Source organism: Alkalicoccobacillus murimartini (assembly GCF_030813245.1).
GTDB classification, from domain to species: domain Bacteria; phylum Bacillota; class Bacilli; order Bacillales; family Bacillaceae_D; genus Alkalicoccobacillus; species Alkalicoccobacillus murimartini.
On record NZ_JAUSUA010000006.1, the window covers coordinates 129494 to 143924 of the forward strand.

Sequence of the window (14431 nt, forward strand, 5' to 3'; positions counted from 1 at the left end):
TTAAACATTTTGTTCAGTTTAATGACGTAATGAACTGGAGTGACTTCATGAGAATTCTAGATCAGCTTTTAGAAAGAGATCGGTTTACACCTAATGAAAAAAGTATTGCCACATTTATTCTTTCTCAAAAAGAAAAGATGCTGTACCTGACCATTCAAGAACTTGCCAAGCACACCTACACATCTCATTCTGCTATCATCCGACTTATTCACAAAATAGGGATGGCAGGTTATAAAGAGTTTACGATTAAACTTGCACAAGAAATTCGGGATGAACATAAACGACAAAATCATGTAGATCCTAATTATCCCTTCACTCAAGCTGAACAGCCGCTTGAGATTGCGAAAGAACTATCTGATCTGATGAGGCACACGATTGAGCGAACCTACACGTTTATGGAGGATCACCTATTAGATCAAACGTCTCAATTGATTAACAGAGCGGAACGAATCTTTGTTTATGCGTTAGGGGATTCGCAAATAAGAGCAAAAAGCTTTCAGAATAAAATGCTTAAGCTTAATAAATATGTGGTGATCGCAACGGAGCTATCAGAATGGTCCTATCATTCGATAAATCTTACTGAGAAGGATTGTGCTATTTTTTTGTCATACCATGTAAAGACAGATGATTTTATAAAAACAGCCAACTATTTATCGAGTAAGGGTGTACCGATTGTTACAATCACAGCATCCTCTACGAACGAGCTGACAAAGCAAAGCACTTATACCATTTTAGTACCGAACGAAGAGGACAAGTTCTCGAAGATTGGTACATTTGCTTCTCAAATCTCATTTGAATATGTGCTAAACACCATTTATTCATGTATTTATAAGCTGGATTATGAGAACCACAAGCAATTTTCAATTGATACATTTAGAATGGTTGAGGAAGATATGTGATGGGTAAAATCAAATAAAAAAAACAAATGACGAGTGTTCCTATTTTAGGAATGTTCGTCATTTTGGTCTGTCTATCTACTTTTTCCCAGCCTCTCTTTCTTTTAAATACGTAAGAATTATCAGAAATATGTTGCGATTTAGATTTTTAAATCGTATACTGAGGTTAAGTTAGTGATTTAACAAATTAAATCGGTTTATAAATACAAATAGATAGTAGGAAGGTGATTTGATTATGGATAAACGAGAAATGATGGAGATCTCCTTAAAACAACAGAAAGTAATCTCTGATCCATTACGTTCACGAATTATTGCTATGCTTCATGAAAAACCAATGACACCAAAGCAAACATCCGAGCAGTTAGGAAAAAATGCTGGAACGATTTATTATCATATTCAGCAGCTTTTTAAGCACGATATTTTGGAAATTGACCACATCGAGACAAATAAAGGGGTCGTGGAAAAGTATTACCGGTCAAAGGCTGTGCTGTTCAGAGGTCCAGAAGATCAAGAAGGTGTCCCTAATCATGTAGAGGCAAGCAGGGCGCATGTCTTGCTTTCTGAAGAATTACTCTCCGAGTTAAACAACGAAGTGAGAGAACTCCTTTACAAATATGGTAACTTGTCTTTCAAAGAAGGCACGGGGGGGACGAGTGAACAGAAGCCATATGTAGTAGATTTTCAAGTGACAAAATATGAGGATAAAGAGGAGGAATAAGAGTGAGAACTTTAGTAACCGAACGTAATTTCTTCATTCTATTATCCGGAGTATTCATAAATGGGGTTGGGGGCGGAGTGTACGCAGTATCCGGAATGCTCCTTGTTCTGCATTTAAGTGGAAGCGTTCTCTATTCGGGCTTTGCATTTTTTGGTGTGACTCTAGCAAGTGCAATGGCTTTTCTAATTGCTCCTTTTGCAAACTATGTCACATACAAAAAAGGTCTTATTGTCTGTGAGATCCTAAAGTCTGCTCTTTTGTTTTCAATTCCGTTGTTCTATCTAACGGTTGGACTAAATGTCTATTACGTTCTTGTATTATTATTTGCAGTTGCTTTGCTCGCTCAATTCACCTATCCAATTGAATCAACGATTATGCCGATAATAGTTGGTCGAGATAATATCGTAAAAGCCAATTCTTATCTACACACGATACGGGAAGGATTGGATATTGCATTTGTAGCTGGTGCAGGGATTCTTGTTGCTGTTATCGGACCGGTTCAAGCCATATTCATTACAGCTATTTGTCACCTCTTGTCGTCGCTTTCTTATACATTTTATAATTTCCAGCAGCCCACTATTTCTAAAAAGAAAGAATCCATTAGCGATTTACTAGCCGTATACAAAATTGATTTAAAAGCAGGTATTGATTATATGCGTAATTCCTTAATTCCTAAGATGATTGTATCGATTGCATTCATAAACCTGGCAATGGGTATCATGATTCCTAACCTACCAGCTTTTGCACTCATAAAAGGTGGAGGCAATGAAGCTGTATATGGATTCTATCTGGCTGCCATGTCATTTGGGATTCTCATTGGAGCACTTGTCACGTCAAAAGTAAAAGAAGTGAGGTTTGGACGATTAATAATCATTAGCTTTAGCATAACGGGAATGCTATGGATGGGATCCTCACTTCTTCCTGTTGTTCCTTCCATTGTTTTCTTTTGTTTAGGATCTATATCGATAGGTATTATTAATATCCTTATCTTTTCAGCTATCCAACAACAAGTGGAAACGTCATTCGTAGGGCGTGTTGTTACTGTATTAACAAGTGCTGCATCCATTGGTGCGCCATTTGGAGCATTAGCCGGCGGAATTATTGGATCAACACTTACACCGGTTGTACCTGTATTTCTTTGTGGATTAGCCATGATTATTTTTAGCGTCACTTGGTTATGTAGTACCATTTTAAGAAAGCTTCCTAAGATTGAAGAAGCAAAGTTATTTCCAGATAAACGTATAGAAGAAGCATTATAAAAAAAGGGATCAAATAAGTACTGAGGCTTAGAGGCTTTGGTGCTTTTTTAGTAAACTTCAAAGAAAGATATAATGTTCCGCTTGCCTTAGAGTTCACTCCAAGGTTTATACTGAACTCAGTTCACAGAGAGAGGGCGATCATTTGGAAAATGTCACATTAACGAATGGTGTTAAGATGCCACTAAATGGATTTGGTGTGTATCAAATTACAGACCAAAAGGAAGCAGAAGAGAGTGTCATTGAAGCAATTAAAGCAGGATATCGTTTGATTGATACCGCTGCAGCCTATAAGAACGAAAAAGCTGTTGGGAACGCAATTCAAAAGAGCGGTGTAGCTCGTGAAGAATTATTTATAACATCCAAGCTTTGGGTGAGCGACACTGGTTATGAAACGACAAAAGCCGCATTTGCAAAAACGTTGGAACTTTTGCAAGTGGATTATCTCGATTTGTACTTACTTCATCAACCGTATGGAGACATTTATGGATCCTGGCGTGCACTAGAAGAATTATATAAAGAGGGTAAAACTCGATCCATCGGTGTAAGTAACTTTTACACAGATCGCTTAGTTGACTTCATTCTACACAATGAAGTGACACCTCATGTAAACCAAATTGAAGTAAATCCGTTCTTACAACAAGAAGAAGCAATGACAATTCACAAAGAATATGATGTTGTGGTTCAAGCTTGGGCACCCTTTGCAGAAGGAAGGAATGGGTTATTCACAAATGAAAAACTAGAAGAGATCGGTAAAAAGCACAACAAATCGGTTGCCCAAGTCGTCTTACGCTGGTTAACTCAACGTTGTGTATCTGCTCTTGCCAAATCTGTAAACCCAAATAGGATAGCTGAGAACTTCGACATTTGGAATTTTGAATTAGACAAACAGGATATGAAAATAATATCTGCACTTGATACAAATACGAGTAGTTTCTTTTCACATAGAGATCCAGCAATGGTAAAGGCATTAGGTTCAAATAAACTAGAACGGTAACAATGGGAGGAGAAGACTATTAAGGGTTTTAAAGGGATGGCGATATAGGTGAACATAAAAACGGTCAGTGAAAACACGGGTGTTTCAGCGGATACAATTCGTTATTACGAGCGAATTGGCTTAATACCCGCTGTAAAAAGAAATAAGAATGGAGTACGTGTGTTTGATGAGGAGGATATTCGATGGATTGAATTTTCTCGTCAAATGCGTAACGCGGGCTTATCGATTGAAGCATTAATTGAATATATTTCGTTATTCAAAGATAGTGACGATAGCACGATTCCTGCTCGAGTAGATATCTTAACTAATGAACATGAAGAGCTACAAAAACGTATGAATACGATGCAAAGTGCTCTCGAACGCCTGAAATATAAGATTAATAATTACGAAAGTCATATGGTTCCGAGGGAAAAAGGACTTCGTGACTTTGATGATAAGTAAAAGGATGTACTTTCTAGGAGACGAGGTGAAGGTTACGTGAAAGTATTAATTTTAGGAGCAGCTGGTCAAGTGTCCCGTATGTTAACTGAGCGTTTACTTAATGAAACAGATGCTGAAGTTGTTTTATACGCAAGAGGTGCTCAATCTCGATTACAGGTAACACATGATCGGGTCATCATCATTAATGGAGACTTTAAAGAAAAGACAAAGTTAGTTGACGTGATGTCTGATGTTGATGTGGTGTATTTAAATGATATGCAAAGTGCTCAAGCCACTGAGACTATCATTTCTGCCATGAACGAAGCAGGTGTAAAGAGACTGATTGGAGCAACCGTTTTAGGCATTTATGATGAAGTAGCAGGAGCATTTGGCCATTGGAACGAAGCAATGGTTGGATCCAGTGCGCCTTTATTTAAAGCAGCCGCAAAGGTAGTGGAGGAATCTGATCTAAATTACACACTATTGCGGTTAACCTGGCTATATAACCAAGAAGGCAATGAAAAGTACGCACTCACAGAAAAAGGGGAACCGTTTGTAGGTGCTCAGGTTACACGTCAGGCTGTAGCAAGGCTAGTTATGGATTTACTAACTGAACAAACAAAATCAATATCTGGAAGTTTAGGGGTCAGCGAACCTGATACCAATTGGGACAAGCCATCTTTCTATTAAATGATTCTAAAAGGAGACTTTTATTATGGAGTATGTAAAATTTGGTCATACGGGTATGGATGTTTCTCGAATTTGTTTAGGTGCAATGGGTTTTGGCGATGCGGAGAAATGGACTCACAAATGGGTGCTAGATGAAGAAAATAGTCGACCGGTCATCAAAAAAGCACTAGATTTAGGCATTAATTTTTTCGATACTGCAAACATCTACTCAATGGGTGAAAGCGAGAAAATATTAGGGCGTGCTTTAAAGGATTATGCTAAGCGCGATGATATTGTCCTTGCAACAAAAGTCCATCAGACGATGCGGCCAGGTCGACCTAATAGTGGCGGCTTGTCTCGCAAAGAAATTATGAATGAAATTGATCAGAGCTTGGAACGGTTAGGTACAGACTATGTTGATTTGTATATTATTCACCGTTGGGATTACAATACCCCGATTGAAGAAACAATGGAAGCTCTTCATGAAGTCGTCAAGTCTGGTAAGGCTCGTTACATCGGTGCGAGTGCCATGTACGCATGGCAGTTTCAAAAAGCACAAAATGTAGCAAAGAGTCATGGATGGACAAAATTTGTATCCATGCAAAATCACTATAATATGATTTATCGTGAAGAAGAGCGAGAAATGATTCCTTTCTGTAAGGACGAAAAAATTGCGCTTACACCATACAGTCCACTCGCTTCTGGTATTTTGACACGTGATTGGTCTGAAACAACGTTCCGTTCTGAAACGGATCAAGTTCAACACTCAAAATATAGCGCGATGAAGGAAGTCGACCGGGGAATTGTAGAGAGGGTAGCGGAACTAGCAACTAATCATGGAACCACTCGAGATAAAATTGCGTTAGCGTGGATATTAAATAAGGATCAAGTCGTTTCGCCAATTATCGGTGCACAAAAAGAAAAACATCTTGAAAGTGCTGTAGGTGCACTCGACATTCAGTTGACTCAAGATGAGATGAATTATTTAGAAGAGCTCTATATTCCCCATCCGGTTGTGGGTGCTCTTCCAAACCCGAATTAAAACAAAAGAGGTGACTGCCAAATGAAGAACGAAGAATTGAAAAATAGTACAATCTTTCCTTTAGGTCAAAAGCTGAACGAGCACTTTATTGGTGATGCTTATCTTTCAATGGTTTATACAGATTCTGAACCACTTAATGCTCCAATTGGGAATGTTACATTTGCACCTGGTGCGAGGAATAGTTGGCATACACACGATGTAGGACAAGTTCTGTTGGTTACAGGTGGTGAAGGCTGGTATCAAGAAGAGGGAAAAGCAGCACAGCACTTAAAAACTGGGGATGTAATGAACATTCCAGCCGGAGTGAAACACTGGCACGGTGCAACAAAAGACTATTGGTTTGTTCACTTAGCCATGACTGTTGGTACAACAGAATGGTTAGAACCAGTAGCTGACCAGCACTATGAAAAACTCTAATCGTAGGTCAGTGTGTTTCAAAAGAAGAGTTTGAGGCATTATCAATTTTGATTGAAACGCATAATAGTAACACTGGCCTGTATATTAAATGACTGCCGATCAGCTCAAACCAGCGTAGGACATACACGAAGACTCCTGTGGGAGTAAAGGCCTGGGTGAGACTTCCGCAGTGCGTCAGCACAAGGAGGCTCACCAGCCGCCCACGGAAAGCGGAGTGTATGTCCGGAGCGGTAGGCTACTCTCTTATTATGATTCGGTTTATATAAAACAGATCTGTCCTTGCTTCTTCAGATATGAAGCTAAGCACCAAGAGTAAAATCTTGGTGCTTTTTTTGTCATCACTCAATCTTTTCTAGATTATTAAGATAATAGAATCATGAATCGGATAATTATGGTATTGTATAAAAAGGAACATAAAGGAATTAAAGGAGTGTTATTGTTGAAAAGAAAATCACTGTTTATCGTTAGTGGTATCGGAATACTTGCCTTATCCATTACGTTACTTAATCAATTGCAGGAAAAAGAACTATCGATCACCGTAAAATCACCAAAGAATCAAGCAGAGCATTCAATAGTCATTTCAGCAGATACACAAAACTGGATAGAGAACTCACCTTTTGTAGAAGGTTTTTATCAGATGAAAGAAGGCGTTGGTTTCTATTTTAAGAAGGATGAATAGAGGCTCATTCCACTTCTCATTGAATGATCAAACCATGAGCATCTTTGGTAGATTCAGTTAAGTCATTTGAATGTTAGTAAGCACCAAAGCTCTGATATAGCTTTGGTGCTTTACTCATTAGTTTTTGCTGATGAAACGATTGGGAAAAGAACACTTAGTTTACTCTTTACAACCTGATAATTAGCTTTTAATAGAAATAGATTCATAACAAAACAACACCTCAACCTGAGGTGTTGTCGAATTAAAGTATATGGTTTAGGACCTACCTATTGTAAGTTCTCAACAATTAGATCTTGAACTCTTGAGTTGGTTAGGAGAGCAAGATGCGTTACACCTGTAACATGGATATTGTTAGCGCCATTAATACGTGACAAACTATTAGAAACGATTAAATCAGAACTACTATAAATCGAAGTGAAGTCAATACCATTTGGAACGGACGTTGCACCAAGACGATTGGCTCCACCTAGCGTAATAACCTTATCAACATTGTCTACACCACCAAGACGAGTGAGATAGTATAGAGTGTTTGAGCCACCCATGCTATGAGCAATAATATCAACTTGGTCTGCACCTGTTTCACTTAGAACATCATCGATAAAACCTTGCAGCTGACTAGAATTACGACCGTTGTTCCCAGATCTGTCTCGAAAATCAATCGCATATAGATCCGAGCTGGCGTATCCGCTGCCTCTCAGTTTTCGTTCAATACTAGCGAAGTTATAGCCCGCGCCCCCAATTCCGTGGACAAGCACAACAGGTTTTTGAGATGCAGCACCAACTGATGCTTCTTCTGCACCAGCTTCAGTTGGTAGCAAGATACCGAGCGTTAACAATAGTGCTAGAGTCCAAGAGCAAGATAAACGAATGATTTTCATGTTAAATAACCTCCCATATTTTGGTTCGAAATAAGCGTATCATGTCTATCGTCACGAACATATTGGGAAAAGACTGTTATCTCTATGACTGGTATAATGCTTCAATTACCCATCCATATCAATGGATGAATTAATCCATGAATGTTTACTTATACCTATTTATTATTTAGCGGTACATATGAAGTATATTTTTCCTGCATTTATTGACAATGTTGATAAAGAACAGGTACTCGCAGACTATGTGAAGAAGTAGCTAGAGAACCTGAGTTAGATTGAAGACATGACAAGGAGTGTGAAAAGATGCCTACTTGTAAGAGTTGTGGGGAAAAATGGAGTTGGAAACAAACCTTCAAAGGATCGTTTACATTAGAACCTAGTTTTCAATGTCCCTTTTGTGAGAAGAAGCAATATCAAACGAAAAAATCAAAAAGAACATGTGCAATCCTACCATTTGTGGCTCCGTTTACGTTTGCCGCACTTAACTTTTCGAGCGCTCCATTATTCACAGTTATAGGCGTTGGGATTGGAGTAATCATACTAATATTTTCGATCTATCCAGCCCTTCTTGATTTATCTAATCAAGAAGAACATTTATTTTAAGTTAGTTTCGTAACAGTAGAGGAGAGATTAAATGATACGACCATACACAGTGGATGATGTTGATTATATAGTAGACTCTCACTATGAGTTATATCATCAAGAATTTCATTATGACTTAACGTTTAAGGAATTTATTCAAGAACGTGTTAATGGGTTTGTCAGCAGAGACAGTCAAGAAGAAAATATCTGGGTTATAGACATTCATGGAGCGAGAAAAGGCTCAATTTCCATTAATAAGGTAGATAGTGAAACAGCACAATTAGGACTGTTTTTGGTTGACCCTAAACTACGAGGAGAGGGATATGGTCAAAGGTTAATTGAAACAGCGATCCATTTTTGTGAAAGAACGAACTATAAAAGAATCATGCTAGTCACAAATCAAGAGTTAAGAGGAGCGAGAGTTATTTATAAAAAGCAAGGATTTAAACTAATAGAAGAATGGTCGGGGCTTCACTCAAACAAAGAAATGATAGAGGAAAGATGGATTCTAGAGTTAGTGTAAGTGAAATAGGCGCAACTTCCAGTCTGAATGTCTCATGCCTAGCTTATAGTTGAGCGAGGCAATCCGATTGCCATTCAAAGTGACATGGAATCTAGAGGGATTGCACAAATGGTCTTTTAATTTATTGCCTCGGAAATAATGTATCTATTTGTCGAACAGGTGATTTCCACCATTCAACCCTTTTTTCCCTCCGTTCGTCGACTTATGATCGCGTAAGACTACTAATTCTTCTAAACTTACATTAAGAAAGATACACCAAACAGTGATTTGGATAAAAAAAGGAGAGGTTTACATGGTACAAGATTTTCTCTATCAATTAATGGAGGTCAACACGTATTTACAACATTTAGGGATAGCGGCAATTGGGGCAATTCCATTTTTTGAAGCTTTTTTTGGGGCAACTGCAGGTACATTTCTGGGGGTTCCGATTGTTTCAGCCGCCCTTAGTAGTATGATTGGGAACTGGATATCCGTTATGTTCATTATTCTTCCTTTTGGCGCGTTATTAACGATGATTCGGAATCGCCGAAAAGAAAAAGAAGTTGAAGGCGAGAATGGATTTATCCAAAAGCGAGCAAATAAGGCTAAAAATACGTTTGACAAGTATGGTGTAGCAGGTCTTGCCCTCCTTACTCCATTAGTCGCATCAGGTCATATTGCGGCTTTTACATCGCTTGCCGCTGGAGTAAGTAAAAAGAAAGTCATTATTTGGCATACGATTAGCATTGTTGTTTGGGGAGTTCTTGGGGCTGTATTTGGTCATTATGTAGGCTATGAGCAATTTATAAGATAAGAGTAACAAGCTGAGAACGTATCGTGTTGATCTGTTCTTAGTTTGTTTTAGCTTTCCGCCTAATTCCAGGATGTAAAAGTCCCCTTCATTTGAGAATGCATAGGATAAGGGAAGGGACAAATGCTAAGGGGAGTTATTGGATGAATAGACATTCAGGGATTAATAAAAAAGGCCGATATCCTCCTAATTTTGGTACGTATCTTGGCTTATTAGGTGGAATTCTTGCGACGATTGGAGATGGTCTTGCGACTGTTGGAGTGGCCATTGATTTAGAGCAAAGTCAGTTGGATGATGTGAATAATGCTCAGCAGAGCCAATCGCAGAACGAAGAATTTATCAATATGAAAAAGCAGCTCAAAGCTCTTGAAAATGAAGTTCGATTGTTAAAAGAAACAAATCCAAAGTAGTTCTTGAGAACGTACTCTAGATGATAGGAGAAGAGGACATTGAACCAATTCCTTCTGGCTGCATAGGCTAATGATTATATGTAGTAGAAAAGGAGTTGGCAAGATGGCTATTTTAGATATTGATTTCACTTCTCCTGATGTTCAATATTTCTCAGACCTGAAGGACAACAATTTTTTCACCTTGGATGCGAATAATTTCATTAACGCTTTAGGCAGAAATAACTTGAATTCACTGGGGAATGTTTCGCTTTTGGATATCTTCTTAAGCAGAGAGAAAGTGGTGGAGCCTCACTATCATCAAAATGCATCCGAGCTTGTGTATTGTATTACAGGCAGTGTGTTGGTTTCACTGATTAATCCGTTTACTACAGAATTGAGTGAGATCACGTTGGCACCGGGACAAGTGGCGAATGTCCCTCAAGGATGGTGGCATTACGAGATTGCGCAGGAAGACAATACACATTTATTAGCGATCTTTGATGCGCCTTATCCACAGGCTATTTTTGGATCTGATATCCTAAGGCTGACTCCAAACAATGTGTTGGCTCATACGTATTGTTTGGATGAGGGAAAAGTGGAAGAGGCTCTTGCTCCTATCCAGTCTACAACGGTTATTGGCCCATCAGATGATTGTAATCAACCGAGGCAATGGCAATATACTCAGCCTCAGGCAAGGCATCAACATCCAAGGCAGTATCCTAGTCACCCATACCAACAAGGTTATGTTCAATATCCTCATCATTCACCAATTCAACCGCATAATCCAAATCCATATAGATAAACAGGTAAAAAGCTGACACTTTTTTGTGTCAGCTTTTTTGATGTTTAAAGTGAATGAATCAATTGCCCAACTACAGCACCTGTCAGAACAATCACCCAAGGCGGGAGCTTCCAATAAACAAGCATGAAGAATAACAGAGCAGCTAAGGAAAAATCAATGGGAGTGATAATGGCACTTGTCCAAATCGGATGGTAAAAAGCAGAGATTAGAATCCCAACAACCGCTGCATTTACTCCTAACAGAGCTGCTTTGACCTTGTTATTTTTACGTAGTGCGGACCAAAAAGGTAAGGTTCCAAAAATAAGAAGAATGGCTGGTAGAAAGATAGCGAGTGTTGCCCAAACGCCACCTAGCCAGCCGCCGATGTCGGCACCAATATAGGCAGCAAACGTAAACAAGGGACCAGGAACTGCTTGAGCCGCTCCATACCCGGCTAGAAATGATTCTTCACTAATTAATCCAGTAGGAACAAATTCACGCTCCAATAATGGAAGAACCACATGACCTCCTCCAAATACTAAAGAGCCAGCACGATAGAAGCTATCGAACACACTAATCCAAGTTGCTGAAGTAATATTATTTAAGAATGGAAGACCTAACAACAGTGCGAAAAAAAGAGTTAAACAAATTGTCCCAAATGTTTTTGAGAGAGGGATTTGTAAGCTTGTCTTTTCGTCATGCTGAATGGACCTAAATAAAACCCAGCCTAATAGTCCAGCTATTAAAATCACACTCACTTGAGTAAGGACATGTGGGATTAGTAACGTAGTAAGTAAAGAAAAAAGAACAATTACTTTTCGTTTCATATCTGATGCTAGATTTTTCGCCATGCCTAGTATGGCATGAGCAACTACAGCTACAGCTACAATTTTTAACCCTTGAATGAATCCAGATTCCATCATGTTATATTGTTGTGTAACCAATACGAATAGGATTAAGAAAACGACAGAAGGGAGTGTAAATCCTATAAAAGAAATGAGGCCGCCTAGTGTTCCGGCTCTAATTGTACCGATTCCAATACCGACCTGACTACTAGCTGGTCCAGGTAAAAACTGACACAAGGCGACTAGATCACCGTAGTTTTTATCATCTATCCACTTTCTTCTTAGAACATATTCATCTCGAAAATATCCTAGATGGGCGATTGGCCCTCCAAATGAAGTAAGACCTAGTTTCGTTGAAATCATAAAGATTTCGATGAGTTTTCTAAAATAAAGAATAAGTGTACACCTCTTTTCTAGTCTTTTATTTCTTTAAAAAGCTCATACGCTTTATTCCTTGCTTCATCTAATACTTGCTCGCCATTAGATGTGATCGAGTAGTATTTTCTTATTTTTCCTTCGACATTCCGTTCTTCTTTTGTTAATAATCCATCTGATTCCATGCTGTGGAGAATTGGATATAAGGTACCACTGCTGATATCATATCCGTGTTCTTTTAACTCTTCTACCATCCACACCCCATAGATAGGGTGTTCTTTCGCGTGATGTAAGATATGTATTTGGATAAATCCAAGAAATAGTTTACGTAAAATTTTCTTTTCCAACGAACAACCCACTTTCTGATTATTAATACCGATATCGAAACTCTATAACATGGAAGGAAAGAATACAAGAGATTATTACAAAATACATAATGTCCTAAATGAAGAACCATAAACTATTGACAGAGAGATGTTACAATAACATGTATACGTCATTTAATATAATTCAATAAAGCAGGTGTTTAAGATGAACATAAAACAACCAAAAATCCCTCAAGGATTATCTTCCGGAAACTTTCAGCAAATATTGTATGAGGAAGACCCTCATCTAAGCAATCTAGAGATACATGGCTCAGAATTCGATCATGAGGTGCTAGACCGAGTTCATCTATCAAATATGAAAATATCAAACTCCACCTTTCAAAGTACTGAATTCAAAAACATTGATATCACAGATGTACATTTTGAAAACTGTGATTTCTCAAATGCAGACTTAAGTCAGGCGAGTATTCATCGAGTGGTTTTTAGTAACTGTAAGTTGATGGGGGTTGATTTCTCAGATGGACGATTCGGAGACATTCTATTTGAACATTGCTTGCTGACACTTTGTAACTTTGGAGATTCAAAGTTGGAGAAGGTACTAATGAAGGAATCTAATCTTAAGAATGCAGATTTTTTTAATTGTATCTTGAAGAAAACAGTATATAGCCAATGCGACCTTGATGGCGTAAGCTTTGATACAACCAAATTAAAAGGTATTGATATTAGTACTTCTCAATTTGAATCGCTTGTTGTTTCTTTGGAGGATCTAAAAGGGTGTATTGTATCAGAATGGCAGGCCATTGCTTTTGCTCGAATGATGGGGCTTGATGTTAAGTAAATAATATTTAGCTCATAAAATATTATTGCTCTTAACGAAAAAAGAGATGCACAATTGTGCATCTCTTTTTTATGTTTCATTAGAATGAAATAGCTTCTCCACTATACCCGTTTGCTTGAATAGGACCTGCTAAAAAGTCAGGAGCTTTTTTTGCGAAGGCGGTGAAGTGACTGCTTTCGTTATGAAGCTTAGTCGCTTTTTCATCTTCCCACGTTTCAACCATCGTGTATGTGTAATCTTCCTCAATATTTTTCATGAGTTCATACGAGATGTTTCCTGTTTCTTTTCGTGTCTCTTTAATTAGATCCTTCATTTCATCAAGAAATGCCTGTTCTTGCTCTGGTTTAATTTGAAAACGTACGTGTGTAATAATCATATTCGTTATCTCCATTCTACAATTTGATCCGTGTCAAGACGGACAGATGTGTATCCTTCATCAACTGCTTTACCAATTGAAAGCAACATGACTGGGTAATAGCGTTCCTTATCCATACCAAAAGCTTCTGCAATTTGATCCTTTTCATACCCACCCATTGGATTCGTATCATAGCCATAGGCACGAGCAAGTAGCATTAACTGCATGGAGATAAGGCTCGCATCAATCACATTCATTTCTTTTAACTGCTCATGGCTCATGCCAGATAGTAAGCCAGAGATGGTTTGAACCTGTCTATCTTTAACCTCTGCAGGCATAAATCCTTTTTCAACTGCGTTTGTTAAAATTTCATCTAGGTATTCTGTACTTTGCATATCAGCAAAAACAGCAATGACTGCTGAGGCAGTCTCTACTTGTGTTTTATTAAATTTTGCGAGTGGTGTCAGTGTTTCTTTTCCTTCAGGTGTATCTATCACAAGAAAGCGCCATGGCTGTAAGTTAACTGAAGAAGGAGCTGAGGCTGCTTTTGTTAGGATTTCCTTCATTTCTTCTCTACTGATCGTGACATTCGGATCATAGTTACGAATGGAGCGGCGGCCTGTCATAATTTCATGAAAATCATTTGTTTGTGTCATCA

The 14431-nt window shown here is 38.4% G+C and carries 20 protein-coding genes; 15 read left to right on the forward strand and 5 right to left on the reverse strand.

Features of this window, described 5'->3' with window-relative positions; all coding sequences use genetic code 11:
• Nucleotides 1-47: 47 nt before the first annotated feature.
• From J2S05_RS17185 to J2S05_RS17225, 9 genes are all read left to right on the forward strand, one after another.
• Nucleotides 48-899: a MurR/RpiR family transcriptional regulator gene (locus J2S05_RS17185; RefSeq protein ID WP_306984963.1), complete on the forward strand. Its 852-nt coding sequence runs from the start codon at nt 48-50 to the stop codon at nt 897-899.
• 232 nt (nt 900-1131) lie between these two features.
• Nucleotides 1132-1614, forward strand: coding sequence for an ArsR/SmtB family transcription factor (locus J2S05_RS17190; protein WP_306984965.1), 483 nt, complete (start codon nt 1132-1134; stop codon nt 1612-1614).
• A gap of 2 nt (nt 1615-1616) precedes the next feature.
• Nucleotides 1617-2873, forward strand: coding sequence for an MFS transporter (locus tag J2S05_RS17195; RefSeq protein WP_306984967.1), 1257 nt, complete (start codon nt 1617-1619; stop codon nt 2871-2873).
• Nucleotides 2874-3015: 142 nt separating this feature from the next.
• Nucleotides 3016-3867, forward strand: a complete 852-nt coding sequence (locus J2S05_RS17200) for an aldo/keto reductase (protein WP_306984969.1) — start codon at nt 3016-3018, stop codon at nt 3865-3867.
• A gap of 48 nt (nt 3868-3915) precedes the next feature.
• Nucleotides 3916-4308 (forward strand): MerR family transcriptional regulator, encoded by a 393-nt coding sequence (locus J2S05_RS17205; protein ID WP_306984971.1) that lies wholly within the window; start codon nt 3916-3918, stop codon nt 4306-4308.
• 36 nt (nt 4309-4344) lie between these two features.
• Nucleotides 4345-4977, forward strand: coding sequence for an NAD(P)H-binding protein (locus J2S05_RS17210; protein WP_306984975.1), 633 nt, complete (start codon nt 4345-4347; stop codon nt 4975-4977).
• Nucleotides 4978-5002: 25 nt separating this feature from the next.
• Nucleotides 5003-5998, forward strand: coding sequence for an aldo/keto reductase (locus tag J2S05_RS17215; protein ID WP_306984976.1), 996 nt, complete (start codon nt 5003-5005; stop codon nt 5996-5998).
• Between the two features lie 21 nt (nt 5999-6019).
• Nucleotides 6020-6415: a cupin domain-containing protein gene (locus tag J2S05_RS17220; protein ID WP_306984979.1), complete on the forward strand. Its 396-nt coding sequence runs from the start codon at nt 6020-6022 to the stop codon at nt 6413-6415.
• Between the two features lie 439 nt (nt 6416-6854).
• A complete protein-coding gene (locus J2S05_RS17225; RefSeq protein WP_306984981.1) occupies nt 6855-7094 on the forward strand; it encodes a hypothetical protein in 240 nt (79 codons plus the stop codon).
• Nucleotides 7095-7360: 266 nt separating this feature from the next.
• Here the strand turns inward: J2S05_RS17225 and J2S05_RS17230 are convergent, their stop codons facing one another.
• Nucleotides 7361-7972 carry an alpha/beta fold hydrolase gene (locus J2S05_RS17230; protein WP_306984983.1) on the reverse strand — a complete coding sequence of 204 codons (612 nt, stop codon included), beginning with the start codon at nt 7970-7972 and terminating at the stop codon, nt 7361-7363.
• Between the two features lie 300 nt (nt 7973-8272).
• On the opposite strand from J2S05_RS17230, the gene J2S05_RS17235 reads away from it, so the two are divergent.
• The 5 genes from J2S05_RS17235 (at nt 8273) to J2S05_RS17255 (ending at nt 11055) form a co-directional block, all read left to right on the forward strand.
• Nucleotides 8273-8572, forward strand: coding sequence for a TIGR04104 family putative zinc finger protein (locus J2S05_RS17235; protein ID WP_306984985.1), 300 nt, complete (start codon nt 8273-8275; stop codon nt 8570-8572).
• A 31-nt stretch (nt 8573-8603) separates the two neighbouring features.
• Nucleotides 8604-9074: a GNAT family N-acetyltransferase gene (locus tag J2S05_RS17240; RefSeq protein WP_306984987.1), complete on the forward strand. Its 471-nt coding sequence runs from the start codon at nt 8604-8606 to the stop codon at nt 9072-9074.
• Nucleotides 9075-9366: 292 nt separating this feature from the next.
• Nucleotides 9367-9867, forward strand: a complete 501-nt coding sequence (locus J2S05_RS17245) for a small multi-drug export protein (RefSeq protein ID WP_306984990.1) — start codon at nt 9367-9369, stop codon at nt 9865-9867.
• Between the two features lie 140 nt (nt 9868-10007).
• Nucleotides 10008-10274 carry a hypothetical protein gene (locus J2S05_RS17250; protein WP_306984992.1) on the forward strand — a complete coding sequence of 89 codons (267 nt, stop codon included), beginning with the start codon at nt 10008-10010 and terminating at the stop codon, nt 10272-10274.
• 103 nt (nt 10275-10377) lie between these two features.
• Nucleotides 10378-11055 (forward strand): cupin domain-containing protein, encoded by a 678-nt coding sequence (locus J2S05_RS17255; RefSeq protein WP_306984993.1) that lies wholly within the window; start codon nt 10378-10380, stop codon nt 11053-11055.
• Nucleotides 11056-11099: 44 nt separating this feature from the next.
• Here J2S05_RS17255 and chrA read toward each other — a convergent pair whose 3' ends face one another.
• Nucleotides 11100-12242: a chromate efflux transporter gene (gene chrA / locus J2S05_RS17260; RefSeq protein WP_306984995.1), complete on the reverse strand. Its 1143-nt coding sequence runs from the start codon at nt 12240-12242 to the stop codon at nt 11100-11102.
• Nucleotides 12243-12292: 50 nt separating this feature from the next.
• Nucleotides 12293-12601, reverse strand: coding sequence for a PadR family transcriptional regulator (locus J2S05_RS17265; protein ID WP_306984998.1), 309 nt, complete (start codon nt 12599-12601; stop codon nt 12293-12295).
• A gap of 184 nt (nt 12602-12785) precedes the next feature.
• On the opposite strand from J2S05_RS17265, the gene J2S05_RS17270 reads away from it, so the two are divergent.
• On the forward strand, nt 12786-13418 hold the full coding sequence (locus tag J2S05_RS17270) for a pentapeptide repeat-containing protein (protein WP_306985000.1): 633 nt from the start codon (nt 12786-12788) through the stop codon (nt 13416-13418).
• A 79-nt stretch (nt 13419-13497) separates the two neighbouring features.
• Here J2S05_RS17270 and J2S05_RS17275 read toward each other — a convergent pair whose 3' ends face one another.
• On the reverse strand, nt 13498-13794 hold the full coding sequence (locus J2S05_RS17275; protein WP_306985002.1) for a putative quinol monooxygenase: 297 nt from the start codon (nt 13792-13794) through the stop codon (nt 13498-13500).
• A gap of 5 nt (nt 13795-13799) precedes the next feature.
• Complete coding sequence (locus J2S05_RS17280; protein ID WP_306985004.1) at nt 13800-14429, reverse strand: nitroreductase family protein; 630 nt, start codon at nt 14427-14429, stop codon at nt 13800-13802.
• Nucleotides 14430-14431: the final 2 nt, after the last annotated feature.

Bases quoted from the DNA above. Each gene is read 5' to 3' on its own strand.
- J2S05_RS17280 (WP_306985004.1), bottom strand. From the start codon at position 14,429: ATGACACAAACAAATGATTTTCATGAAATTATGACAGGCCGCCGCTCC.
- chrA (WP_306984995.1), bottom strand. From the start codon at position 12,242: ATGATTTCAACGAAACTAGGTCTTACTTCATTTGGAGGGCCAATCGCC.
- J2S05_RS17275 (WP_306985002.1), bottom strand. From the start codon at position 13,794: ATGATTATTACACACGTACGTTTTCAAATTAAACCAGAGCAAGAACAG.
- J2S05_RS17220 (WP_306984979.1), top strand. From the start codon at position 6,020: ATGAAGAACGAAGAATTGAAAAATAGTACAATCTTTCCTTTAGGTCAA.
- J2S05_RS17250 (WP_306984992.1), top strand. From the start codon at position 10,008: ATGAATAGACATTCAGGGATTAATAAAAAAGGCCGATATCCTCCTAAT.
- J2S05_RS17255 (WP_306984993.1), top strand. From the start codon at position 10,378: ATGGCTATTTTAGATATTGATTTCACTTCTCCTGATGTTCAATATTTC.
- J2S05_RS17215 (WP_306984976.1), top strand. From the start codon at position 5,003: ATGGAGTATGTAAAATTTGGTCATACGGGTATGGATGTTTCTCGAATT.
- J2S05_RS17235 (WP_306984985.1), top strand. From the start codon at position 8,273: ATGCCTACTTGTAAGAGTTGTGGGGAAAAATGGAGTTGGAAACAAACC.
- J2S05_RS17230 (WP_306984983.1), bottom strand. From the start codon at position 7,972: ATGAAAATCATTCGTTTATCTTGCTCTTGGACTCTAGCACTATTGTTA.
- J2S05_RS17185 (WP_306984963.1), top strand. From the start codon at position 48: ATGAGAATTCTAGATCAGCTTTTAGAAAGAGATCGGTTTACACCTAAT.
- J2S05_RS17190 (WP_306984965.1), top strand. From the start codon at position 1,132: ATGGATAAACGAGAAATGATGGAGATCTCCTTAAAACAACAGAAAGTA.
- J2S05_RS17240 (WP_306984987.1), top strand. From the start codon at position 8,604: ATGATACGACCATACACAGTGGATGATGTTGATTATATAGTAGACTCT.
- J2S05_RS17245 (WP_306984990.1), top strand. From the start codon at position 9,367: ATGGTACAAGATTTTCTCTATCAATTAATGGAGGTCAACACGTATTTA.
- J2S05_RS17270 (WP_306985000.1), top strand. From the start codon at position 12,786: ATGAACATAAAACAACCAAAAATCCCTCAAGGATTATCTTCCGGAAAC.